This is a genomic window from Desulfobotulus mexicanus (assembly GCF_006175995.1).
Classification (GTDB): Bacteria; Desulfobacterota; Desulfobacteria; order Desulfobacterales; family ASO4-4; genus Desulfobotulus; species Desulfobotulus mexicanus.
In genome coordinates this window covers 1-24,733 of the sequence record NZ_VDMB01000010.1, presented here as the reverse complement: position 1 = coordinate 24,733, position 24,733 = coordinate 1, and the positions used below count along the sequence as shown (strand labels likewise).

General features: G+C 51.6%; 16 protein-coding genes. 11 read left to right on the top strand and 5 right to left on the bottom strand.

What is annotated here, in order from left to right:
* Window positions 1-289 precede the first annotated feature (289 nt).
* Complete coding sequence (locus tag FIM25_RS09100; RefSeq protein WP_139448481.1) at window positions 290-1,855, top strand: OmpP1/FadL family transporter; 1,566 nt, start codon at window positions 290-292, stop codon at window positions 1,853-1,855.
* Window positions 1,856-2,108: 253 nt separating this feature from the next.
* Here the strand turns inward: FIM25_RS09100 and FIM25_RS09095 are convergent, their stop codons facing one another.
* The 3 genes from FIM25_RS09095 to FIM25_RS09085 are packed head-to-tail and all read right to left on the bottom strand — an operon-like array spanning window position 2,109 to window position 7,819.
* Entirely contained in the window at window positions 2,109-5,342 is a 3,234-nt protein-coding gene (locus FIM25_RS09095) for an efflux RND transporter permease subunit (protein WP_139448479.1), read from the bottom strand.
* On the bottom strand, window positions 5,339-6,544 hold the full coding sequence (locus FIM25_RS09090) for an efflux RND transporter periplasmic adaptor subunit (protein WP_139448477.1): 1,206 nt from the start codon (window positions 6,542-6,544) through the stop codon (window positions 5,339-5,341). Before FIM25_RS09090 ends, FIM25_RS09095 begins: the two co-directional genes overlap by 4 nt.
* Before the next feature lie 3 nt (window positions 6,545-6,547).
* Complete coding sequence (locus FIM25_RS09085; protein ID WP_179953280.1) at window positions 6,548-7,819, bottom strand: TolC family protein; 1,272 nt, start codon at window positions 7,817-7,819, stop codon at window positions 6,548-6,550.
* A gap of 79 nt (window positions 7,820-7,898) precedes the next feature.
* On the opposite strand from FIM25_RS09085, the gene FIM25_RS17075 reads away from it, so the two are divergent.
* The 10 genes from FIM25_RS17075 to FIM25_RS09040 all read left to right on the top strand — a co-directional run bounded on the left by FIM25_RS17075 (window position 7,899) and on the right by FIM25_RS09040 (window position 23,149).
* Window positions 7,899-8,048: a hypothetical protein gene (locus tag FIM25_RS17075; RefSeq protein ID WP_179953279.1), complete on the top strand. Its 150-nt coding sequence runs from the start codon at window positions 7,899-7,901 to the stop codon at window positions 8,046-8,048.
* A 243-nt stretch (window positions 8,049-8,291) separates the two neighbouring features.
* Window positions 8,292-10,448, top strand: coding sequence for a DEAD/DEAH box helicase (locus FIM25_RS09080; protein WP_246052110.1), 2,157 nt, complete (start codon window positions 8,292-8,294; stop codon window positions 10,446-10,448).
* 23 nt (window positions 10,449-10,471) lie between these two features.
* Window positions 10,472-12,265 (top strand): autotransporter assembly complex protein TamA, encoded by a 1,794-nt coding sequence (locus FIM25_RS09075; RefSeq protein WP_139448473.1) that lies wholly within the window; start codon window positions 10,472-10,474, stop codon window positions 12,263-12,265.
* A gap of 44 nt (window positions 12,266-12,309) precedes the next feature.
* Window positions 12,310-16,650 (top strand): translocation/assembly module TamB domain-containing protein, encoded by a 4,341-nt coding sequence (locus tag FIM25_RS09070; protein ID WP_179953278.1) that lies wholly within the window; start codon window positions 12,310-12,312, stop codon window positions 16,648-16,650.
* A gap of 58 nt (window positions 16,651-16,708) precedes the next feature.
* Entirely contained in the window at window positions 16,709-17,293 is a 585-nt protein-coding gene (locus tag FIM25_RS09065; RefSeq protein WP_218961364.1) for a peptidylprolyl isomerase, read from the top strand.
* 204 nt (window positions 17,294-17,497) lie between these two features.
* Window positions 17,498-19,183, top strand: a complete 1,686-nt coding sequence (gene ettA, locus FIM25_RS09060) for an energy-dependent translational throttle protein EttA (RefSeq protein ID WP_139448469.1) — start codon at window positions 17,498-17,500, stop codon at window positions 19,181-19,183.
* Window positions 19,184-19,402: 219 nt separating this feature from the next.
* The gene (locus FIM25_RS09055) at window positions 19,403-20,998 is read left to right on the top strand and encodes a peptide chain release factor 3 (protein WP_139448467.1); all 1,596 of its coding nucleotides are present in this window, start codon (window positions 19,403-19,405) and stop codon (window positions 20,996-20,998) included.
* 71 nt (window positions 20,999-21,069) lie between these two features.
* Window positions 21,070-21,918 (top strand): GNAT family N-acetyltransferase, encoded by an 849-nt coding sequence (locus tag FIM25_RS09050; protein WP_179953277.1) that lies wholly within the window; start codon window positions 21,070-21,072, stop codon window positions 21,916-21,918.
* 41 nt (window positions 21,919-21,959) lie between these two features.
* A complete protein-coding gene (locus FIM25_RS09045) occupies window positions 21,960-22,541 on the top strand; it encodes a hypothetical protein (protein ID WP_139448462.1) in 582 nt (193 codons plus the stop codon).
* Window positions 22,460-23,149, top strand: coding sequence for an aminotransferase class I/II-fold pyridoxal phosphate-dependent enzyme (locus FIM25_RS09040; RefSeq protein WP_139448460.1), 690 nt, complete (start codon window positions 22,460-22,462; stop codon window positions 23,147-23,149). Before FIM25_RS09045 ends, FIM25_RS09040 begins: the two co-directional genes overlap by 82 nt.
* Before the next feature lie 36 nt (window positions 23,150-23,185).
* On the opposite strand, the gene FIM25_RS09035 is transcribed toward FIM25_RS09040, so the two are convergent.
* Window positions 23,186-24,346, bottom strand: a complete 1,161-nt coding sequence (locus tag FIM25_RS09035; RefSeq protein WP_139448458.1) for a hypothetical protein — start codon at window positions 24,344-24,346, stop codon at window positions 23,186-23,188.
* A gap of 160 nt (window positions 24,347-24,506) precedes the next feature.
* A partial coding sequence (locus tag FIM25_RS17315; RefSeq protein ID WP_218961362.1) for a hypothetical protein occupies window positions 24,507-24,733 on the bottom strand: 227 nt, incomplete at its 5' end.

The window sequence follows — 24,733 nt, the reverse complement described above, 5'->3', positions numbered from 1 at the left end:
ACCAATACAAACCAAAAAAGCATTATTTTTAAAGGTTCACACAAAAAATACATTTTCCCTGTTGACAAAGACGTACAGGCCCATATAGAGAGAATCCACACAATGAACATCGGTTCAACTTTCAAACTAAGAGTCAAACGCTGGTCTTACAATCAAACTCCGTAGGGAGATATCAGCAAAAACCGGATTGGGGATCCGGTCTCTGGGGGCAAACAAACATTATGCGGCCTTCAGGCAGCTTCCGAACGGGCATTATGGACTTAAGGGAAAAGAAGGTGGGAGAAAAACCATGAAAAAAGTATTTTGTATGTGTGCTGGCCTCTTTATGCTGGCAGCGACAGCTCAGGCAGGGCTGGTTCAGCCCTTTGGCATCGGCGCAAGAAATGCGGCCCTGGGAGAAGCGGTCTCCGCCCATGCCACGGATGCCTTTGCCGTCTATTACAACCCTGCAGGACTCAGCAACATAAAAACACCGACCCTGTCCGCAGGCACAGCCATTTATGATGCCCAAGCCTATTACAGGGACTATAAAATTGTGGATTCAAAGGGAGAAGACCGCACCCGGGAACTTGGTATTCAGAACACTTACTGGAAAACGGATAAGGATCCCATAATAAACCCCCATATGGGCTTTGCAATGCCCGTCAATGAAAGAATCAGCTTTGGCATTGCAGCCTATGCACCCTATGGGTTTCGTATGAAAACGGAAAAAGACCCCTTCCACAGACCCACGGGTTTTAACGCCTGGGAATCCTATTATACCCGCGTGGCTGTTACCCCTGCCATATCTTATAAGGTAAATGAGCGTCTGTCCCTTGGCTTTGGCGTTAGCATGGGCCGCTCCGAGGCTGGAGGTGGAAAAACCAGCCTCTATGACCCCATCCAGCTTGGCATCCTGAAAGAAATTGAAAAGACTCAGGGTATTCCAGTAAACAAAGAGTCCCTCAAGCAGATTGGCATTTATGAACACATTGACAAAAGTGAGCAGGGGGGAAAATTTATTACCTCCGAAATGGAAATGGATGACAGCATCAACTGGTCCTGGAATGCGGGCATTCAGTATCAGCCCACAGACAAACTCAGCCTCGGTCTCACCTACCGTTCCCGCACACCCGGTAATTTCAAGGGAGACTTCATCCACAACGGCCAGGCCATAGGTAAAGTCGTCATGGATTATGACCACCCTGAAGCCATTCAGGCAGGTATGCGCTATGCCTTTACGGAAAATTTTGCCATGTCCTTTGACATGGTATGGGCCAACTGGAGCATAGGCAAGCATCAGGCTGAGTACGTTACCATCCACACCATTCCCGATGAAACCATGGCGTTTATTAACAAGGTTGCATTTGGTGCAGTTTCCATAGATAGGGGTATGACTGCTGAGCAAATTGCTGCAAGCCCCGGAGCTATGGCAGATGTCGAGGCAACAAAAAACCAAATGATCGATGGTATTAAAAAGACAAAGGATATGGGATACAGAAGAGACTGGGACAATAAAATTCAGTACAAGCTGGCCATGGAGTATGTCTTAAATAACAACTTCACCTTCCTTGCCGGCTATGTTTACGACCCTACCCCCGTTCCGGCTGATACCTTTGACAACATCTGGCCCGACAATGACCGCCATGTCATGACCGCAGGCTTTTCTGCAAATGTAACAACAAACTGGACCATCGACTTTGCCTTCCAGCACATCCGTACCTTTGACTGGGGTTACAGGGATGACATCAATGGCACATCCGAACACCTCAACAAGGTTGCATCTGATCTTCTTCTGGAAAAAGATGCAAAAATGTATATAAAAAATAAAGGTTATCTCTGGGGATACAACCTCACGGCCAACTACAGATTCTGATTTTTCAGTCTTAAAGAAATGCAGCATAAAACCCCTTCCGGGCATAGGCCGGAAGGGGTTTTATTTTCAAAAAAGTTATACCATTCTATAACCCGCCAAAACATAAACCGGATCCGAAACTGCCCTTTCAAAGCGGCAGGTATCATCGACCGGCCGGGGATAAGCGGAAAAGGTGAAAATTTCCAGGTCTCGAAGCATACCCAGCCGCCCAAAAGAAAGGGAGCAGATCACAGCCCCAAAGCTATTCTCCTACTCAAGCCTGCTGCCCGGACCTGCTGAAAAGGGCATAATAAGTCACGGGCACCACCAGCAAGGTAAAAAGGGTTGAGGCAAAAAGCCCGAAAATCAAAGCCCAGGCCAGACCGGAAAAGACCGGATCAAAGGTAATGGGCGTAGCACCGATGGCTGTGGTCAGAGCTGTCAGCACAATGGGCCGCAGGCGGATGGCCCCGCTCTGGAGAATCGCCTCAGAAAGGACCATCCCCTTTGCCACGGCCTCCTGAATAAACTCCACCAGCACCAGCGAATTCCGGATCACAATGCCTCCAAGGGCAATCATACCGATCATGGAAGTGGCCGTGAAAAAAACGGGATGCTGGTAGGGTCCTATGGAAGGTGCCGCCACCAGATTCAGAAGCCAGAAGCCCGGCAGAATACCCAACAGGGTCAGGGGAATGGCCATCATGATCAGCAGCGGCAAACCAAAGCTTCCGGACTGTATCACCAGCAGAAGATAAATCCCCATTAGGGCAAAGGCAAAGGCAAGGCCCATATCCCTGAATACCCTGAGGGTGATCTTCCATTCCCCTTCCCCGGCCCACTGCACACGGATACCTTCAGGCGCAGGATTATCCCGGAGACGGGCCATGAGATCTATCACCCCCTCGGCAGGTGATTTTCCTGCCATCTCTCCCACAACATAAACCACCCTTTCGAGATTCTTATGGTGAATGCTTCCCTGTTCCGGCATAAGCTGCACATCCACAAGCTCCGCTAAAGGAACCATGGCACCCGAGGCAGTCCGCAGAGGAATAGCCCCAAGTCCGCTGACGGAGCTTCTGGCTTCTCTGGGCATAATCACCCGGATGGGCAGGGCAAAACGCTCGTCCTCCCTGTGCAGGGTGGCGGGAATGCTTCCACCCACGGCCGTGGCAAGGGTATTCAGCAGAATCTCAACGGATACCCCGTGCAGAGCCGCCTTTTCCCGGTTCACCACAAAGGCAATGCGTTCATGCTCGGCTTCCGCCATGATATCCACATCGGTGACAAAGGGCTCCGCCTTCATTACATCCCGCACATGGGCCGCTCCCTGGAGCAGCTCGCCATAGGACATATCCTCTTTTCCATAAACTTCCGCCACCAGTGTTGCCAGTACCGGCGGCCCGGGGGGAACCTCCACAACCTGCATGGCCACCCCGTGGCGGGAAGCCAAGGCCTCCAGTTCCGGTCTCAGCCGCAGTACAAGACCGTGACTCTGAATATCCCTTTTACTTCCATGCACCAGATTTACACGGATATCCGCCAGATGGGGCCCCTGACGCAGATAGTATTTTCTCACCATACCGTTAAAATCCATGGGAGATGCCGTACCCGTGAAAGAAAGCACTTCCGTCACCTCGGGCACTGAACGCAGAAAATGTTCAAAATCCCTCACAACGGCATCGGTGGCCTCAAGGGGACTACCTTCGGGCAGATCCAGCATCACCTGAAACTCAGCCTTGTTGTCAAAGGGAAGAAGCTTTAAGGGGACCTGGCGGAAAAAAACAAGGGAAAGACAAAAGGCAAAAAGCAGAAGAATCCCCCCTAAAAGCCCCCACCTGTATCCTGCGGAAGCAAGAAAGGGGCTGATGAGCTTTCTGTAAAGGGATTCAATCAGGGGATGCACTCCTGCATCCGCTTTTTTTTCTCCATCCCTGCGCATACCAAAGCGTTTACGCAGGAGAAGCCAGGCCAGCCATGGAACAATGGTAAGGGCCCAGAGGGTGGAAAATATTACCGTAAGGGGCACATTCACCGCCATGGGAGCCATATAGGGTCCCATCATGCCTGTAATGAAAAAAAGGGGCACAAAACAGAGGATTATGGCCACGGTGGACATCAGAACCGGAGACAGAACCTCCTTCACCCCCATAAGGGTGGCATCTTTAGGGTCAAGCTCGCCCTTACGGATATTGCGCTGTATATTGTCCACATTGGTGATGGGATCATCCACCACAAGCCCCAGGGACAGAATCAAGGCAAAAAGGGTCACCCGGTTGATGGTGTAACCGGCAATGAAATTCACAAAAAGGGCCAGGGAAAAGCTCAAAGGCACGGCCACAGCCACCACAAGGGCTTCCCTCCATCCCAGGGTCAGGGCCAGAAGCAGCACAACGGAACATACGGCAAAGCCTAAGGAAATCAAAAGACCTGAAACCTTTTCACTGGCCGTTTCCCCGTAATTGCGGGTCACGGAAACGTATACCCCATGGGGAAGCACCTCGGCTTCAAGCTCCGCCATTCTTTTAACCACAGCTTCGGCCACAGAAACAGCATTGGTACCCCTTTTTTTAGCAACACCTATGGTAACGGCATGGCGGGGATCTCCACCGATCTCCTCCCCCCCATACCCCGCACCAAAACTCAGCCTTGAGTAGGAAAGGGCCTCTTCCGGGCCTTCTTCTATCTTCGCCACATCTTTGAGGTATACGGGTCTGCCCCCATGCACCCCCACCACCAGAGAAGCCACATCCTCCACGGTTTTAAGAAAGGCATCACTGGCCACCATAAAGCTGCGGTTAGCCTGACTCACCCGACCAGCGCTCACGGAAACATCGGAAGTGGCAAGGGCTGCCAGCACCCTCTCCACATCCACACCAAAACCCATCATACCTTCGGCGGAAAGACTGACCCGGACCTCACGTTTTCTGCCCCCCACCAGCTCCGTGCGGGATACATCCTTGACCGCAGAAATCCGCACCAGCATCTCTTCGGCCATGCGCCGCAGGGCATGATCATCATAAAGATCCGAATGCAGGGTAAGGTTCACAATGGGTACATCATCTATCTCAACGGGCTTGATAAGCCAGCCCCGGACAATGGGAGGCACCAGATCCTGATTCATCATGATCCGGTTGTGCAGCTTTACCAAGGCAGCTTCCCTGTCTTCTCCCACATAAAAACGCACCGTCACCACGGCCGAATCCTGACTTGACATGGAATAGACATATTCCACACCGTCAATCTGCCAGAGCAGACGCTCCAGAGGGGTTGCCACCAGCTGCTCCACCTCCTTTGCCGAAGCACCGGGGGCATCCACAAAAATATCCGCAAGGGGCACCACAATCTGGGGCTCCTCCTCCTTGGGCGTAAGCCATACGGAAAAAATACCCAGAGACAGAGCCGCCACAATCACAATGGGAGAAAGTTTAGAGGAAAGAAACTGACGTACCAGTGTCATGAGCACGCCCGCAGGCGGCCCTCCTGCAAAGGATGGGGGAGAAGTCATGATGCCTCCTTTGCCAAACGCTGCAGGGCAACCCTTTCACCCCCGTCCAGACCGGAAAGGATTTCCACCATGCCGTCATCCATCCTTTCACCCGTGGTTACATAGCGTTTCTCCCAGCGGTCTTCCACTGCCACCTTTACCTGATCCAGCTGTCCTACCCTGCGAATGGCAGACGATGGCAGCCAGACCGCAGGACGGCTTCCCAAAGGAATCCTGAGGGTACCGAACATGCCGGGATACAGGCCCTCCTTTTCAGGCAGGGAAGCCTTCACAAGAAAGGTCCTTGTCTCAGGGTCAGCATAGGGCACCAGCTCTTCCACCTCTGCGGGCAGCAAAGTATTCAGACTGCGTATGCGCACACTCAGGCTTTCCCCCGGCCGCACACGGGTAAACAATCCTTCCGGCACATAGGCTTCCAGACGCAGAAACCCGCTGGTCTGAAGCAAAAGAAGGGACCTGCCGGGAACCGCCATATCCCCTGGTTCCACAAGCCTCTTAAGAACCTCTCCCGACTCCGGCGCACGGATACGGGTGTAATCATGGGCGATTTCCGCTTCCTTCAGCACTTCTTCGGCCTGACGGATGGAGGCATCTGCTCCGGCAAGCCCTTCTCTGGCCCTGCTGGCTGCGGCTCTGGCCTGATGAAAAACGGAAGTTGCCTGTTCCACCTGCCGCCGGGTAGCAGCGCCCTCACTGAAAAAACCCTGAATCCGCTCATAATCCAGACGGGCAGCCTCCAGAGATGCCTCGGCCCCCTCAATGGCCTGAAGCACCTCATTGCGTGCGGAACGGGCTGCACCCAGCCCTTCTCTGGCCTGCTCCATGCGAGCCCTCACCTGACGGTCATCCAGCAGAATAAGAAGCTCACCCTTCTCCACCCGGCTCCCGGATCTCACCCGTATTTCTTTAACCTGCCCGGCAATACGGGCCTCAATACTGGACTCCGTTCTGGGCCGCACCGTTCCCACGGCCTCATGCCATTCCTGTCTCTCTCCGGCAAGGGCCAGCACCGTAGCTTCGGGCTGCCATGATGAAGACTGAACTTTCCGGTCATGGGGGCTGTCACCGCTGCCGCAGGCTCCAAGCAAAAAAATAAGGGCAAAGATCCCTGGAAAAACCGCCAGCCCCGCTGTCCGGCAACTGAGGAAAAATTTTCCGGAAAAAATTCCCTTATCTAAAAAAAACTGTCTTTGATTCATCATCTTTCACACCTCCCCGGCAAGAAGTCCCAGAGCCCTGGCAAGATCCGCCCTGGCCCCTTCCTGATCATAAAAGGCTGCAGTTCTTCTCACTCTGGCCCGGTTATAATCCAGTTCCGCCTGAAGATAGCGGGTCACATCCACAGCCCCCCCTTCGTACTGCCTGCGCACCAGATCAAGAGATTCTCCGGCAAGGGCCACTGCCCTTTGGGCCACCCTGTGTCGGGCTTTCGCTCCGCTGACAGCAGAAAGCCCTTCCTCAACTTCCTGACGAACGACCAGTATCAGCTTCCTTGCCCTTGCCTCTTCCCCTGCTTTTCGGGCAAGGGCACCTTCCTTACCCGCCTTTCTTGAAAAACCGTCAAATATTTCCCAACTGGCCTTGAGGGACACCTCCCAGTTTTCCCTGTTCTTATCAAAAGCCGCATCCGGATCATCATGCCAGTAACGGCCCTGAAGCGTCACTCCGGGCAGCATCCGTCTGCCCTCGGCATCCACAGCCTTCCTGTAACGCTGCATGGAAATCTTCATGGCTTTAAGATCCGCCCTGTGTTCAAGGGCAAGGGCCATGGCCGCATCACCTTCAAGGGGCATATCCGGCAGCACAAGATCCGCCCTGCCCGGCCTTATACCCTGCCCCGGACAGAATCCCAGCAGTCCGGAAAGGGCTGAGGATGCCATTTTAAGCCTGTTTTCACTGCGAACCTTTTCTTCCATGACCTCTGCAAGGCGGACTTCCAGGGAAAGCAGGTCGGATTTTAAAACTCCGCCCCCCCTGTACTGCACCTCCATCACTTCCAGCTGGCGGGAAACTGCTGCTATGGATTCTTCGGCTATGCCAAGGAACTCTTCTGCTGCCTTCACATGAAAAAAAGTCTGAATCACTGCGGCCCCGAGGCGATTGCCCCTGTGCTCAAGCCCCAAAGCAGCCTCCTTTCTCCCCATATCCGCCATCTGCCTGAAAATCCCGGTTCTGCCCCCGTCATAAAGCTGCATACGTCCCCAGAGGACAGCCTCCGCATTATGAAAGGATCCGGGATCATTGAAATTAACATCCTGGGGCAGGCGACGCTGATCAATGGTTTTGAAAAGATAGGAACTGGGCGCATCCCCTTGGGTCCATGCAAGGGAAACGCCAAAAACCGGCCAGAATCCTGAACCTGCTTCCCGGAAAAGGGCATCGGCTTCAAGAATCCTGGCCCTGGCCTCTTCCATATCAGGATTGCCTTCTCTGGAAAGGGTCAGCATTTCCTTTAGGGAGAGTATTTCACCGGGCACAGGCTCCGGTCTTATCTGCGCTTGAGAAAAAGCTCCGGCAGCCAGGACTGACGGCCAGAAAAAAAACGCAGGAAACAGGATGAACAGCACCCGCCATATTTTCATCAAAACGCCTCCTTATACTGATAATGGGGATACAGTGCATGGCCTTGCCGGGCGTATTTCACAGCACCCCGGCTCCATGGAGGGACGAAAACAAAGAAACAGCAGCAATGAAAAGGTTACATGACATTCTAACCCGAGAGCGGAGAAAGGGGCAAGGAATTCATCCACATTTTCAGACCTGTGGCAACCTGAACCATGACTTCTATTTTTCAATTCCCTTGCCCGACACAGCAGGCAATGGTATACAGCCCTAATGTTTTTTGTTGCTTTTTCGATGCTTGCAACTTTTCCACAATCATAAATACGAATATAAGCGACCTTCTTTTTTTACCCTTTCCCGGCTTCGGCCCAACGAATGTGATATCCGATGAATCCATCCCACAAAATACCAGGCAGAACCGGCAACAAGCCCCAGTTCCGTAAAAGAAGAAACCCGGACCGCAAACCCGAAAGCCGCAGCATGAAGCCCGGTGCGGATCCCAGATTAAAAGCCGTTTTTGCAAAGATCGGCGTGCCCGAAGCCAGACCTTTCATAGCCGATCCTTTTCAGGAAAAAGCCATTGAAGCCGTAGGCAAGGGCGACTGCCTTGTCATGGCTCCAACTGGCTCCGGGAAAACCTATATTGCGGAACAGGCCATAGAAAAGGTCTTCAGGGAAGGCAAAAGGGCCTGGTATGCCTCACCCCTAAAAGCCCTGACCAACGCCATCCATACTGCCTTCAGCCGGAAATTCGGTGAGGCCAATGTGGGTATTCTCACAGGGGACCGCAAAGAAAACCCGGATGCCCCCATCATCATCGGCACAACGGAAATCTTAAGAAACCAGCTCTATGATGCCATGCACACCTGTGAAGACATCCGTTGTGATCTGGTGATTCTGGATGAGGCCCACTATCTGGGCGACCCGGACAGGGGTGTGGTGTGGGAAGAAACCATCATTTATATGCCTCCCCGTGTACCGCTCCTCATGCTTTCCGCCACCATAGGCAATGCCGATGAGATTGCAGGATGGCTTGAATCCATCCGCCAGCAGACCTGCACCATCATCCGGGCCAAGCGGAGAATGGTGCCCCTGCAGCCCCTCTTTTTCCATCCCGGCGGCACCCTCTTCCCCTTTCTCATGGAACACGATGAAAAACGTCCCGGCAGCAAAAAAGGCCTCCACAAAAAGGTCATCCAGTACCTTTCTGCGGACAGACCTCCCCAACTGGCACCGCCCCGCCGTCTGCCCAATATGGCGGATATTCTGGCCGTACTGCGCCACTACAACCTCCTGCCTGCCATTTTCTTTCTGAAATCCAGATCCGACTGCGATGCCGCCATCACCCTGTGTGATGAAGTCGGTCTCCTTGCGGATCCGGAAAGGGGCGAACTCCTTAGCAAACGCATGGATGAGCTGACCCGATACTGGCCCCATGCGGCCCGCCATCCCCAGCGTATGCACATAGAAAAAAGGGCCGTTGCAGCCCACCATTCAGGCCATCTTCCTGCCTGGAAAATGGTGGTGGAAACCCTCATGTCCGAAGGTCTTCTGGATGCGGTTTTTGCCACTTCCACCGTGGCCGCCGGAGTTAATTTCCCAGCCAGAACCGTACTGATCGCCAACTCAGACCGTTTTAACGGTACCGAGTTCATGCCCCTTTCATCCACGGAATTTCACCAGATGACAGGCCGGGCAGGCCGCCGGGGTATGGACCGCATCGGCTTTGCCGTGGCCCTTCCCGGTAAATTCATGGATCTCCGCCACTTCGGAAAAATGATCAATGCCCCACCAACGGAAGTCGAAAGCCAGATCCGCATTGATTTTTCCATGGCCCTTAATCTGCTGCTCTCCCACACCCCTGCCATGATTCGGGAAATTATGGAACGCAGCTTTGCCGCCTTCCGCATTGCCAGCAAGCTCACCGGGAAAGGTTCAAAAAAAGCCAGCAAAGGTGCCGCAGAACTGCTCTTTGCCGACTTCATCCGTCATCTGAATTTTTTAAAGGATAAAAACTTTGTCAATGCAGATGACCGCCTCAGCGAAGACGGCATGTGGGCATCCCAGCTGCGCATTGACCAGCCCGTTCTGGTGGCTGAAGGCTTCCGGCTCAGGCTTTTTTCGGAAAACAACCCTGCTGTCATGGCCGGGCTCATGGCTTCCTTTGTCAATGAAAGGGAAGCCGATGATCAGGAAATTCCTTCGGATCTCATTGATGAAAAACTGCTCAAGGCTTTTTTGCACTTAAGAAAAAACCTGCAGCCCTTTGCCAAAGACATGGTTTCCAGAGGATTTCCAGTATTCCCCCTCTACCTGACGCCTGCGGTGACCGTGTACCACTGGGCCTCGGGCATGCCCTGGGAAGAAGTACATAAAAACAGCCCCCTTGCCGAAGGCGATCTGGTCCGGCTTCTGCTGCGCACCTCGGAAAATCTTCGTCATGTGGGCAATCTGGGGGGAGTCTTTCCCGAGGCATCCAAAAATGCCATGGCGGCTGTCAACGCAATTATGAGGGAACCGGTAACGGATGCCTATACCCTTTAATATGACATCACCCGGAACACGCCATGCTTTTTTTAAATTTTTTTCTTAAATTTTCATTATTTTTTCTGCTGATCTGCCTTAGCTCTGAAGCCGAAGCCAGACTGCTGCCCTTTTTATCCCAGGATACCTACAGGGTCAGAATAGAGGGAGAAATGGCTCCGGATATAAAAAACCTGCTGCTGGCTGTTTCCGAGACCTATGCCCTGAAAGACCGTCCCATTGCCACACCTGAAATGCTGAGAAGGCGTGCGGCCAATGACATTGCCCCCATGACCCGTGCCCTGCGCTCCGAAGGGTTTTACAAAAGTGAAATTTCAAGTGAAATGAGAACAAGGGGCGAAATACCTGAAATCATTTTCCACGTAAAAACAGGCCCTGCCTATCTTATCAATGAAATTCTAATAATCTCAGAAGACACTGAGCCTTCGGTACAGCACCTTCCTAAACCAAAGGACCTGAATCTTGTGCCCGGAACAAGGGCAAGGGCCCCTGAAATTCTTAAGGGTGTTGATCTTTTGAAAAATTTTTTCAGGGAAAGGGGAACGGCGACACCGGAAGTTACCTTAAAAACACCGGTGGTCAGGCACAGCCAAAAAACCGTGGACCTGCATTATACCTACAAATCCGAACCTATTTCCCTTTTCGGGGATCTTTCCGTGGAAGGGACAAGGCGGGTTAAGCCCCTTTATGTGGAAAACCGCATTCCATGGCGTAAGGGAGAACTGTTCAGGGCATCCCACCTCAACCGCTTCCGCAGCCAGCTGATGCAGGATGGTCTTTTTGCCATTGTGGATATTCATCACCCTCCCCTGCCCGATGAGGACCTCTTCCTTCCCGTCCATGTCAACCTCATTGAACGCAGCCCCCGAACCATTAAAGCCGGGGTCTTCCATGAGCCGGACACGGGTACAGGCATAAAAGTTGACTGGGAACACCGAAACCTCAGGGGCATGGGAGAACGCCTTAACCAGAGTTTTACCTTTGCGGAAAGAAAAAAAGAATCCAAAACAGAATACCGGATTCCCGACTTCATGGATAAACGCCAGTCCCTGCGTCTTTCCGGCTGGGTGGGAGAAGAAGAATCCCAGGCCTATAAGAGTGAGGAAGGGGCCTTTGGCGCAAGGATTTTCCGTCAGCTCTGTCCCCTCTGGTCCGCATCCACGGGCGTACAGTACCGCCTAAGCCGCACCACCCAGCAGGATGAAACCAAAACCTTCGGCCTCATATCCTTTCCCCAGGAACTGATCCGGGATCAGCGCAACAGCATCCTGAACCCCACAAAGGGTATGCGTGTTTTCTGGCGGGTAGAACCCCTCAGGGATACCCTTGATACGGATGTCTGGTTTCTTAAGCTTGCCACGGGCATGTCCGTACACTTTCCCCTCATTGCAGAGGAAAAACTTATTTTTTCCATGAGGGGCAGCCTTGGCTCCATCATTGGTGAATCCAACCTCAGTGTACCAGCGGACGAACGCTTCTATGCCGGAGGCGGCGGTTCCATCCGGGGCTACAGCTATAAGTCCATAGGGCCTGAAGAAAAGGGAACCGTGGTCGGAGGCCGCAGCATGGTGGAAACCGGAGGGGAGCTGCGCTGGCGTATGGAAAACAATTTCGGCCTTGTGGCCTTTCTGGACGGCGGCCAGGTATTCACATCCTCGGAACTGCAGCTGGAAGACGAATTCTACTGGGGTGCAGGACTGGGTCTGCGCTATTACACAGACTTTGCCCCTTTCCGTCTGGATGTGGCCTTTCCCCTGAACCGAAGATCCCAGGATGATTCCTTTCAGATTTACATCAGCATAGGGCAGGCATTCTAATGGTCCAAAACGATCACAGCCAGCAAAAGGCAATAAAAAGCAGGATGAAAAAGCTCCTGATACTGATGCTGTGGGCTTTTCTTGTTCTGATCATAGGCATCTCTGCCCTAAGCCTGTTTTTTTTACGTACGGAACCAGGCCACCGTATGCTGGAAAGTGGCCTCAACCGTCTGCTGGAGAATCCCAAAGGTCTCTCTGTCCGAATACAGGGTCTGAAAGGAGAGCTACCCTTTGATCTGCAGATGGAAAGCCTTGCCCTCCATGATAAGGAAGGGCTTTTCTTTCAAGTCAGACACCCTGAAATCAGGCTGTCTGCGGGTGAACTCCTGTCCGGCCGTATCCACATCCAAAAACTCCATGCATCCTACCTTGGCCTTTACCGGCTTCCTGTCACAGATGAAAAGAGTTCAGAAAAAAAACAAAAGGAAGAAAAAACGTCTTCCTTCCCTCCAGCACTTCCGGCCATTCATCTGGAAGACCTGCTGGCAGAAGAAATTTTCATTGCAGCATCCGTGGCAGGTGAAGACATTCGATTGCGATTACAGGCCTTTCTGCACACGGACAGGGAACTCTGGCAGACAGGTCTTCATCTGAACCAGACCCATGGACCAGCAGCCTCCCTTACCCTTGAAGCAGGTTTTTTTCCGGAAACAGGCCTTTTCAACATCCATACCCGCCTTGATGAACCCGATGGCAGGCTGGCCCTGCTTCTGGGTCTTGACAGAAAACTTCCCCTCCACCTCAGTCTGGGGGGGGAATCCATGGAAGAAAAATCCTGGTACGGAAACCTTGATATCCGGGCCGGAGAAAATAATGAGCTGAAAAGCGATATCAGCCTGAGCTGGAAAACCCTGCCCACCCTGATACTGGATGGCGGATTTGATCTGGACCCCCAACTGCTTCCAAAACCCCTTGCAGCCCTTCTATCCTCGGGCCGTTTTAAGGCAGGTATATCCAGGGCGGATTCCGGCCATATTCTTATATCCGACCTCATACTGGAAAACAGCGGGCTTAAGCTTGAAGGAGAAGGACACCTTCTTCCCGAAACAAAACAGATGGACAGCCATCTTTACCTTCATCTTTTTGACACAGAACCACTGGCAGACTGGCTGGGCTTCAATCCGGGAACTGACATGGTACTGGATGTCCACGCCAAAGGCCCTTTTACTGCACCGGAAACCCGGATACAGCTTTCCCTGAAAGAACCTGAGGTTACTGGCCTTTCCTTTTCTCTGCTTAAACTGGACGGCCAGCTTGTTATTGAAGAAAAAAAGTCCGGCCTCCCTGATCTGCTGGCAAGGGGAAAAATCCATGGAGAAAACTTCTCCTATACCTATGCTCCCCTGCCGGACCTGCTGGAAGCGGATTTTGACCTTGCCTTTGCCCTTTCTTCGGGCAGACTCTTCTTAAACAGCCTTACCATTCAGGGTGAGGATGTGGATTTTAACGGCGAGGGGGAAATCAACACGAAGAACCTTGAAACGGATATCAGCGCCAGCCTGCATCTGGGTGAGCTCCACCCCTGGGTTTCCCGCTACCTGCCCTGGGATGCCCATGGCAAAGGTACCCTTAAAACCCGTATGACGGGAAGATTTTATCCTCTGCATCTGCACTTTGAGGTCCTGACAGAGCTTGAAAATGTCCGGGATCTGCCCCACCCCTTAGGACCCCTGACCGGTGGCAGGGCAAGGCTTGAGGGAGAGCTGATACTGGATTATCTGAATCCGGAAAATGAAGGCATGGGCATCCATATCTCAAAACTCTTACTGGATACTCCCAACGCCCTGCTCAAAGGAGAGATGAATTTATTTACGGGCAGCGGTCGTTTTGAAACAGATGCCCACATACATCTGCGCCAGACATCCGCCCTGCTGCCGGAAGTCACCGGCAATATGGATCTTTTTGCCCAAACCAGCGGAAGCTTCAGTGATCTTTCCCTGAACTCTACCCTTGAAAGCCGGGATTTGACCATAGCAGGCACCTCCACACCCCTTAAGATAAATCTCGACGCCAAAGATCTTTTCGGCATGCCTTCGGGAATGCTCCGCCTTAAAACCGGACCTGAAGATTTTCTGATTTCCGGCGACAGCACTTTTCAGATGAGAGAAGATGAATTTTCCCTGTCCGGATTGATTCTTAATGTTCCAGGCGGTGAAATCACAGGGCAGGCCGCCTTTGACTTTGAAAAAAAGGTCATACTAGGCGAAATTAAGGCCGATCTTAAAGATGCATCCCCCTACAGCGCCCTTGCAGGTATGGATATGGAAGGCAGGGGCCAGCTTCTCGTTCATATGTTTGAACAAAATAAGCGTCAGGACGCATCCTTTCATCTGGAACTTAAACCATGGGAGACAAAACCCCTCTCTATGGAAAGTCTTCTTGCAGATGGAAATATCCAAAACCTCTTTGAAAAACCTGAAGTGAATGCCAGCATCCGTATAGAAAAACTGTCTTTGGCGGATCTGCAGATAGACAGGGCAGAAGCAGAAATAAAGGGTTCTCCGGAACGCCTTAGGCTGGATCTCCATACCAAAGGCGACATTCAGGCCCCCTTTGAGCTGAATCTGGCAGCCCTTTATCAAGAAACACAACAGGAGAGCCGAAGCCTCACCCTGAAGGATCTCAGCGGCAGCTGGGACAGCCATGTGTTCAGCCTTGTCTCTCCCATGGTGATGCAGCAGAAAAAAGACGGTTTCTTCCTTGAATCTATGGATATTATACTTGATTCCGGCAGTCTTCAGGCCCAGGGTTCATGGCAGAAGGATTATGTGCACATGCAGATGGATCTGACCGCTTTACCCGTGCCCCTCTTTGCCCCTTTCATGGAGGGAGAGCTGGATGCTGCAATTATGATGGAAGGTCATCCGGCAAATCCTGAGATTCGGACAGAACTTAAGGGCCGCAACCTTGTCCCCCGTGGGGGAATCAATCTTCCCGTCATGGCTCTGGATGCAGATGCCACCCTCAAAGATGCCCTGCTTAGCCTAACCCTCCGGGCCGGAGAAATGAATGCACCGCAACCCCTGCTGCAGGGGCATGGCCATATACCCATGATGCTTTCCCTTGCCCCCTTTAATCTGGATATATCCAAAAACAACACCGTGGAAGCCTCCCTTACTGGAGCTCTGGATCTTGGAAGGCTGGGACTTCTTTTTATGCCTCACGATCAGGCCCTTACAGGCCTTGCCCTTGTGGACCTCAGCCTCAGCGGCAGTGTAGGCAATCCCCGGCCCTCGGGTACGATTCTTTTTCAGGAAGTCGCCTATCAGCACCTTGAGCAGGGGGTACTCATCCGTGATCTGGCCGCAGCACTGAAAATCAGCGAAGACAGGATTGAACTGGAAAACTTCTCCGCCAGCGACGGTGCCAGCGGCCTGCTTCAGGGAAGCGGCAAAGTACTCCTCTCAGCTAAAGAACATTTTCCTTTTCATTTTTCCGTGGATGCTGAACGTTTCAAAGCCGTGGACAATCCTGTCATCATGGCTGTCCTGGCCAGGGGAAACAGCACCGTCAGCGGTAATATCCTGAAGCAGGAAGTAAAGAGCAATCTGAGATTTGAACGTGTGCTGATTCAGCTAAAGGACACCGGCGGCCCTGAAGTGGCCGAACTAAATGTTTTTGAAATAAACGGGAAGGGAGAACCTGAACCAGTTCAGACCGACCCGGAAAAAAATACAGACCTTGCCCTGGATATCAACCTGCATTTCCCCTCCCGTATCTTTGTCCGGGGCCGGGGGCTTGATTCTGAATGGGCCGGCAGAATTTCCGTTCAGGGACAGGCCGCAGACCCAGTCATCCGGGGAGACATCCGCCTGCTCCGGGGGCGCATGGATTTCCTCGGCAAACGCCTGACCCTTACGGAAGGCAATATCATGCTGGACGGCAGCCAGCCGCCTAATCCCTTTGTGACCTTTGAAGCAAGACAGGAAGGTAAAGAAATAGTTTCCATTCTCAGAGTGGAAGGCAACCCGCCAGAGCTGGATTTTACCCTTTCCTCCAACCCGGCCCTGCCCCAGGATGAGGTACTGGCCCATATGCTTTTCGGCAGATCCCTTGCCACCATCACACCGGTACAGGCCGCCCAGCTGGCCCTTGCCGCAAGGCAGCTGACAGGACACGGCGGTCCCGGAGCCATAGATACCGCAAGAAACATCCTGCAGCTGGATGATCTTGACATTGTATCCGACGGAGACGATAACGAGGATATTCGCCTGAGGGCAGGGAAATATGTCCACGAGCGGGTATACCTTCGGGTAGAAAAGGATCTTAAAACCGATGATGATCTTATTTCTGCGGATGTGGAGCTGACCCGCCGCATCACCCTTGAAAGCAAACTCAGTCCAAAGGGCGGAGAAATGGGCCTTTACTGGAAAAAAGATTACTAAGGAAAATAGCGCCTGTCAGATCAGGCACAATGAAAAAAAATAGAGGAAAGGATAAAAAATGCTGAAGTTGATGATCTCCCTTCTCTGCGCAGGCCTTGTGCTTGCAGGCCCCGTAATGGCAGAGTCAGAAGAAAAAACAGAAAAAGTCATGATTGAAATTGTAACCAGCATGGGCGCCATGACCCTTGAGCTCTATCCGGACAAAGCACCTGAAACCGTAAAAAACTTTCTTTCCTATGCATCGGAAGGCTTTTATGACGACACCATCTTCCACCGGGTCATCCATGGTTTTATGGTGCAGGGCGGCGGATTTACAGAAAATATGCAGCAGAAGCCCACAAAGGATCCCATTGCCAATGAAGCGGCCAATGGCCTGAAAAACCTTAAAGGCACCATTGCCATGGCCCGCACCAATGCTCCCCATTCCGCCACCAGCCAGTTTTTCATCAATACGGTGGACAATGATTTTCTCAATTACAAAGCTTCCACGGCCCAGGGTTTTGGCTACTGCGTATTCGGTCAGGTGGTGGAAGGCATGGATGTGCTGAGTAAACTTGAACGTGTACCCACAGGCTTTAAAAGGGGGCATCAGAATGTACCCAAAGAAACCCTGAAAATTCTGTCCGTAAAAAAACTCCCTTGAAATGCCGGGAGCATGTGAGGCCTGTCAAAACCTGAAAAGACTTTCCGAAAAACCAGGTCTTGCCATTCCGCTCATCTTCATTTAGATACGGATTGAAATTATAGCCTGATTAAGCCTTCAGGCCCACTGACATATGTACAAAAAAGCGCACCCCATGGTGCGCTTCCCTTTTATGCAAACCCATGAACCAGGGAGTCTGATCAAATGAGTGTTGATACCAAAAAGATCATCTATACAATGATGCAGGTAAGCAAGCGTCACGGCACCAAAACCGTGCTGAAGGATATTTCCCTTTCCTATTATTATGGTGCCAAAATCGGCGTACTGGGTTTAAACGGCTCAGGTAAAACCACACTGCTGCGCATCATGGCCGGTGTTGACAATGAATTTGCCGGAGAAACCATCCTTTCCGACGGTTATTCCATCGGCTACCTTCCCCAGGAACCCCTGCTGGACGAAAACCGCACCGTACTGGAACTGGTGGAGGAAGGTGCCGGTCAGGTGGCTGCCCTGATGAAGGAATACAATGCCATCAACGAAAAATTTGCAGAGCCCATGGATGATGACGCCATGAACAAACTGATTGAGCGTCAAGGCGAGGTACAGGATCTTCTGGACCGCATGGACGGCTGGGACATTGATGCCCGGCTGGAAATGGCCATGGATGCACTGCGCTGTCCGCCGCCGGATGCCAAAGTAGCTATTCTCTCCGGTGGTGAGCGCCGCAGGGTGGCACTTTGTAAGCTGCTTCTGCAGAAACCCGATATCCTGCTTCTGGACGAACCCACCAACCATCTGGATGCGGAATCCGTGGCATGGCTGGAACAGCACCTGAAACAATATGCGGGAACCATCATTGCCGTTACCCATGACCGCTACTTCCTCGACAATGTGGCCGGCTGGATTCTGGAACTGGACAGGGGCGAAGGCATTCCCTGGAAGGGCAATTACTCATCCTGGCTGGAGCAGAAGCAAAAACGCCTTGCGGATGAGGAAAAACAGGAATCCCAGCGCCAGAAAACCCTGGAAAAGGAGCTTGAATGGATACGCATGAGTCCCAAGGGACGCCATGCCAAATCCAAGGCCCGCATCAGTTCTTATGAAGAAATGCTGGGCCGCAGCAACGAACAGATGGACCGGGATCTTCAGATTTTTATCCCCTCAGGTCCCCGCCTCGGTAATCTCGTCATTGAAACCGATGGTGTCAGCAAAGCCTTTGAAGATAAACTCCTTGTGGAAAACATGAGCTTCAATCTGCAGCCCGGCAGTATTGTGGGCATCATCGGACCCAACGGCGCAGGTAAAACCACCCTTTTCCGCATGATTTCAGGGGAAGAAGCTCCGGACAAAGGAGAAATCCGGGTCGGTGAAACCGTGAAGCTTGGCTATGCGGACCAGCACAGGGGCTCCCTTGAATCCGGCAAGAGTATCTGGGAAGTTATTTCCGGAGGGCAGGATATCGTTATGGTGGGTGGCCGGGAAGTAAACTCCCGTGCCTATGTGGCCCGCTTCAACTTTTCAGGGGCAGATCAGCAGAAAAAGGTGGAAGTCCTTTCCGGGGGAGAACGCAACCGTGTGCATCTGGCCCAGATGCTCAAATCCGAAGCCAACGTCCTGCTCCTTGACGAACCCACCAACGATCTGGACGTGAACACCATCCGGGCTTTGGAAGAAGGCCTTGCCAACTTTGCAGGCTGCGCCCTCATCATCAGCCATGACCGCTGGTTTCTGGACAGAACCTGCACCCACATCCTCGCCTTTGAGGGAGATGCGGAAGTGGTATTCTTTGACGGCAACTTCAGCGAATACGAGGAAGACAAAAAACGCCGCCTTGGAGCCGATGCCCTCATTCCCAAGCGCATGAAATACAGAAGGCTGACCCGGCAGTAAGGCAGCCTCTGCTGCTTCAGATCAAAATGATTTTCTTTCTTATAAGGATATGCTAAAAGCAGCTCCGTAAAAAGAATGACAGGCCGGAACTGCGGAAAGATTCTTTACGCAGTTCCGGCTTTCTTGCTGGACTTCAGCTTTGTCTCTACAGGCAGCAGACTCCGAAACCCTCTGTGCCGCCCCTTATCCCTGCGGCCCAAACCCCACAGGAATAAAACCATGACCCGACCCAACAGCAAAATAGCCCAGGAAGTGGCCATGCGCCGCACCTTCGGCATCATCAGCCATCCCGATGCCGGTAAAACCACTTTGACGGAAAAGCTCCTGCTCTTTGGTGGTGCCATACAGACGGCTGGTGCGGTGAAAGCCAAGAAAGCCCAGCGCCATGCCACCTCAGACTGGATGGCCATAGAACAGGAACGCGGTATTTCCGTTACCACCTCTGTCATGAAGTTCAATTACAGGGATTATGAAGTAAACCTGCTGGATACCCCCGGCCATCAGGACTTTTCAGAAGACACCTACCGGGTACTCACCGCCGTGGATTCCGCCCTCATGGTCATTGATTCCGCAAGGGGTGTTGAAACCCAGACGGAAAAGCTTATGGCCGTCTGCCGCATGCGCAACACCCCCATCATCACCTTCATCAACAAGCTGGACAGGGAAGGCATGTTCCCCCTTGATATTCTCTCGGATATCGAGGACAAGCTGCAGATTGAATGCATACCCATGTCCTGGCCCATCGGCATGGGCAAGCGCTTTAAAGGTGTTTACAACCTTTATAAAAAAGAAATTTCCCTTTTTAATCCGGGAGAAGACAATAAGCCCAAGGAAGTGGTAACCATCAAAGATCTCAATGATCCAGTGCTGGATGAAATCTTAGGCTCCCAGGCCGATGAGCTGAGGGAAGACATAGAGCTGCTGGAAGGTGCTGCCAGCCCCTTTGAGATGCGCCACTATCTTTCCGGCTCCCAGACACCGGTTTTCTTCGGTTCCGCCATCAACAACTTCGGTGTGCGCGAACTGCTGGACGCCTTTGTGGAAATGGCCCCTGCCCCCTCCCCCAGGGCCACCAGCACACGCATGGTCTCTCCCGAGGAAGAAAGTTTTTCAGGCTTTGCCTTTAAAATTCAGGCCAACATGGACCCGGCCCACAGGGACCGCATTGCCTTTGTTCGCATCTGCTCCGGAAAATTCACCCGTGGCATGAAGGTCATGCACCACCGCCTTGGCAAGGAAATCACCATCAGCAATGCCACCATCTTCATGGCCCAGGACAGAAGCCATGTGGACGAAGCCTGGCCCGGAGACATCATTGGTGTGCACAACCACGGCACCGTTAAAATCGGGGATACCTTTTCTGCCAAGGAACCTCTGAAATTTACGGGCATTCCCAACTTTGCTCCGGAAATCTTCCGAAGGGTCATCCTGAAAAATCCCTTGAAACTGAAACAGCTGCAAAAGGGCCTTACCCAGCTGGCCGAAGAAGGAGCAGTCCAGTTCTTCCGGCCCGTCAATGCTCCGGATTATATTCTGGGGGCTGTGGGTTCCCTTCAGTTTGAAGTAACCATGCACAGACTTAAAGCGGAATACAGCGTGGATGCCATTTACGAGAATGCCAACTTTGGCGTGGCCCGCTGGATACACTGCGAAGATCCCAAAAAATTTGCGGAATTTGAAAAAAAACACAGCCACAACCTTGCAAGGGATGCCGAAGGCCACCTCACCTTCCTCACCACAACGGAATGGCAGCTGGGATTTGTGGAGGAACAATGGCCGGATGTGGTTTTCCTGAAAACAAGAGAGGCGGATTAGGACCCACTGAGACGGAAACCAGGGCCTTGCGGCCATACTCCTGCTCAATTGGGACTTTGACGGATGCACCCATGTCAGCGATGACATGCAGTCATGGTAACGAAGGTCAAAAAAAGATCGGAATCCTTATCATGGAAGTAGAAATACGAAGGCTGTCCACACAGGAAGAAATGGATGCATGCATTGCCTTGCAGAAAACCATATGGGGACTTGAAGATCAGGGAGTTACGTCTCCCATCAGCCTCAAGGCCTGGACCATGGAGGATGTACGTACAGGATTTGTTCTGGGGGCTTTTGCAGACAAAGGTATGGTGGGCATGGCCATTGCCATGGCCACCATGGAACCGGGTCTGGCCTATGGACACATGCTGGGGGTACTGGACGAATACCGTGACCGCAGCGTGGGAGGGCTGCTCCATCAGGTGCTGGTGCAGGAGCTTCTTTCCCGGAATATCCGGGAGATGGCCTGGACCTATGATCCCATGGAAAGCCGCAATGGCTATCTCTATCTGACCCTGCAGGGGGGCAAGGGCATCCGTTACATGGAAGACTGCTACCATGTTCCCTGCTCCATGCATGCGGGCATACCCATGGACAGACTTCTGGTGCGCTGCAGCCTTGATGGCAAGCCAGAGCATAAGGATGATATGACCACGGCCGGGGCGCTGGCCCTTTATCCTCTGGCAGGCCCGGAACATATGCCCCATGACAATGCGGTGCTTCTTGAAATACCGGGGGATCTCAAGACCCTGAAAATGAATGACATGGACAGGGCGCTGCGCTGGCAGCAGGATATCCGCTGCGTTTTTACGGAATACCTGAACCGCCGATCCTACCATGCCACAAGACTTTTTTCGGAGACAAGCGATACAGGACGCAGAAGTTTTTATCTTCTTTCCCGTAACAGGACCATTTCCTGAAAATACCTTTTGTTCCGGTCTTTTGATCAAAGGAGATATCCATGAACACGGAGACCTGCCTTTCCCGTCTCACCCGCATGGCCCTTGCCAGAGAATCCAGCGACTACCTGCACAAGTATGTGGATGAACTTACCATCGTGGAGGCTTTGAAAAATAAATATGCCCTCGAAAAAGTGTACCGCTTTGATGTTGGAAAAAATATCGACGGCTTTTCTCCACTGATTCAGGATGTTCTTGAAACACCGGAGCTTCTCGGTCTTATCACGGGAAGCCTGACCGAATACCCCGAGAACAGCTATCAGCGTCTCAGAAAGCAGCTTTCCCTTCACCATGACATTCCTCCGGAATGGTTTGTCTTTGGAGCCGGTCTGGAATCCGTCATCGATCACATTGCCCGGTCTGTGCTGGACCCGGGGGATCCTGTACTGATTCCGGTTCCCAATTTTGATGTTTTTGAAAGCGCTTCCTTCAGAATGGGGGCTTCCCTTACTTTCATGGAAGTTCCGGGCCTCTGCTGGGATGGGGAATTCATTGAAAGGCTTTGCCGGGAGATAAAGGAAAAAAATACAGACTTTTATGGATCAGCAATCCTGTCAATCCCACAGGACAGTTCATTGCCTTAGATGATATCCATGCCCTCCTTTCCCATGCCTCGGCAACCGGCACCTTTGTGGTGATAGACGAAGCATACGGAGAATATACGGACAGGCCCGATGCCATACGCAGTGCCAGTGCATTCCTTAAATCATACCCGAACCTGATGGTACTCCGCACCTTTTCAAAGGTTCACTGCCTGCCCAGTGCAAGGGTCGGATATATGATTGCTTCTTCAGAAAGTCTCAGGCAGGCCGTCAATACCTACCGACCCATGTTTCCCTTTTCCTGGTTTTCCCTTTATATGGCCCAGCTTGCAGTTCTGGATACGGACTATGTCAATGAGATCAGAAAGCGCAATCTGGAGCGTAAAACCCACTTTTTTGAGCTTATCAGAGAAAAAAATTCAGAGCTTGGGGCTTTCAGCTTTCTTAACTCCGATACCAATACGCTCATGTTCCGTCACCGGAATCTTGGAGCGGATGCACTCCATGAGCTTCTGGCAAAACAGGGCTTTCTGACTGCCAACCTGAATCGTCTTACCGGTATTCAGAATCAGGGATTTCTCCGCATGACCCTGCATGGGGACGGGGTGAATGAAAAGTTTATTGACGCCATAAAAAATCACTTCGCTTGATTTCATAGGGTTTTTAGAAAAAATGACAAACTTGGGTTAACAAATCTCCTTTAAAAAAGATAAAGCATTATAATTCTTAACTATAGGAATATTTTCTTCGTTAAATCCTTCAAGGTATGTGACAATTACTTCATCCAGCTTAACACCTTTGACCCTAAGAAGTCTTACTGCCTCTAGCAAATGCTCCTTGCCGGGCCTGTAATGCCCGCTCATATTGTCGATGGAAGTAAGCTGGCCTTCCGCAACTGCAATACCACCCGCAAAGAGTACTGCCACCCCGCACACAACGGAAGAATGGTGAAAAACCTGACCATCAGGGTGACAGTCCAATCCCCTGCTCCAGTATAAATTTTTATCCCTGTCAATGATAAAAATCGCACCGGCTGTATTCAAAGGTTCAAAGGCACCCGGCATTCCTGAAGATACTGTGGTTTTCGGAACCTGCATCAGGCCATTTTTGATATGAATCCTGTAATTCGGGCGTTCATCCTCTCTAACATACTTAACGGAAGGGCCTCCCTTTTCCATATGCTTTCTACTGAAATTAAAAGCAAAGCGTTCACTGCTGCCTTTAAAGCCTTCACCAAACTTCAACCCCTGTATGTGTCTCGGGTTTGCCCCGCCAATATTGGTTTCCATCCAATAATCTTTTTCAAGAACCTTACACCCTTTAGCCACACCGATTTGTTTCATCGCTTCACGCGCCATCTTCCAGCGAATTTTGGCAGCATTCGAAGCAACAATCTCGCTTGCTGTAACCGGCCTCGGTTGGGCTGCACCTTTATTTTTACCAACCAACTGAGGCGGACCTGTAAAATCAATATCCGGGACCAAAGAGCTTGCAATTTCCTGAGCATTCATAGCCAGATTGGCAACAAATTTGCGTCTGTTACTCGAATCCACCTGGGCCTTTTTCTCCATCCATATCATACAGATCTTGGCTATATTCAACAGAAGCAGTGCCGCAATTCGGTCCCTTGTCTTCTTTGCTGCCAAGGTTTCCTCAATGGGATTAAAAGGTGTTGCCTCAGAACTCCCAAACTCTTCCAGTGCAGAGTCTATTGCAAGAAGGGCTGGATTTTTACGGGAATGCTTAAAACCTAAAGTGGTAATGGTTGTAAGGCTTTTCCACTCTGCGGGGGTTGGGATACCCTCAAAATAATTATTTAGTTTACGGTATGGAAACCTGCCCGGCATAAACACCTCCTTAAAAAAAATCTCAAGCCAATGCAGTTTATCAGCCTTCTTAAGACGAGATTCAAAAAATCAAAAACTTAAACACCACAAACAAAAAAACACCTGTACAGGGCGCATCCTGTATTTTTTACTGTAGAGATTGATGCACTCGCAAAAAGTCTCAAGCCATATTTTGTGAGGAAAAGTTGAAAAGATTGTTCCGGGACAAAAATATCCTTACAAATTGATGAATCGAGTCTGGTAGATGTAAAATGCGCTCTTTGACAACCTTATGAAGGGCAAATTTAAGGGTGTTTGCCCCCTCACCTCCCCTTTTTACCCTTTTGAGGCGATTTCTGAACGCAGTTGCCCTCAGGATGTTTAATCCTGTCACTTTGAGTACCGCTG

Coding starts and splice junctions, on each gene's coding strand:
- FIM25_RS09090 (WP_139448477.1), bottom strand. CDS start 6,544: ATGATGAATCAAAGACAGTTTTTTTTAGATAAGGGAATTTTTTCCGGA.
- FIM25_RS09080 (WP_246052110.1), top strand. CDS start 8,292: ATGAATCCATCCCACAAAATACCAGGCAGAACCGGCAACAAGCCCCAG.
- FIM25_RS17075 (WP_179953279.1), top strand. CDS start 7,899: ATGAACAGCACCCGCCATATTTTCATCAAAACGCCTCCTTATACTGAT.
- FIM25_RS09050 (WP_179953277.1), top strand. CDS start 21,070: ATGTCAGCGATGACATGCAGTCATGGTAACGAAGGTCAAAAAAAGATC.
- ettA (WP_139448469.1), top strand. CDS start 17,498: ATGAGTGTTGATACCAAAAAGATCATCTATACAATGATGCAGGTAAGC.
- FIM25_RS09045 (WP_139448462.1), top strand. CDS start 21,960: ATGAACACGGAGACCTGCCTTTCCCGTCTCACCCGCATGGCCCTTGCC.
- FIM25_RS09055 (WP_139448467.1), top strand. CDS start 19,403: ATGACCCGACCCAACAGCAAAATAGCCCAGGAAGTGGCCATGCGCCGC.
- FIM25_RS09065 (WP_218961364.1), top strand. CDS start 16,709: ATGCTGAAGTTGATGATCTCCCTTCTCTGCGCAGGCCTTGTGCTTGCA.
- FIM25_RS09075 (WP_139448473.1), top strand. CDS start 10,472: ATGCTTTTTTTAAATTTTTTTCTTAAATTTTCATTATTTTTTCTGCTG.
- FIM25_RS09100 (WP_139448481.1), top strand. CDS start 290: ATGAAAAAAGTATTTTGTATGTGTGCTGGCCTCTTTATGCTGGCAGCG.
- FIM25_RS09070 (WP_179953278.1), top strand. CDS start 12,310: ATGAAAAAGCTCCTGATACTGATGCTGTGGGCTTTTCTTGTTCTGATC.
- FIM25_RS09035 (WP_139448458.1), bottom strand. CDS start 24,346: ATGCCGGGCAGGTTTCCATACCGTAAACTAAATAATTATTTTGAGGGT.
- FIM25_RS09095 (WP_139448479.1), bottom strand. CDS start 5,342: ATGACTTCTCCCCCATCCTTTGCAGGAGGGCCGCCTGCGGGCGTGCTC.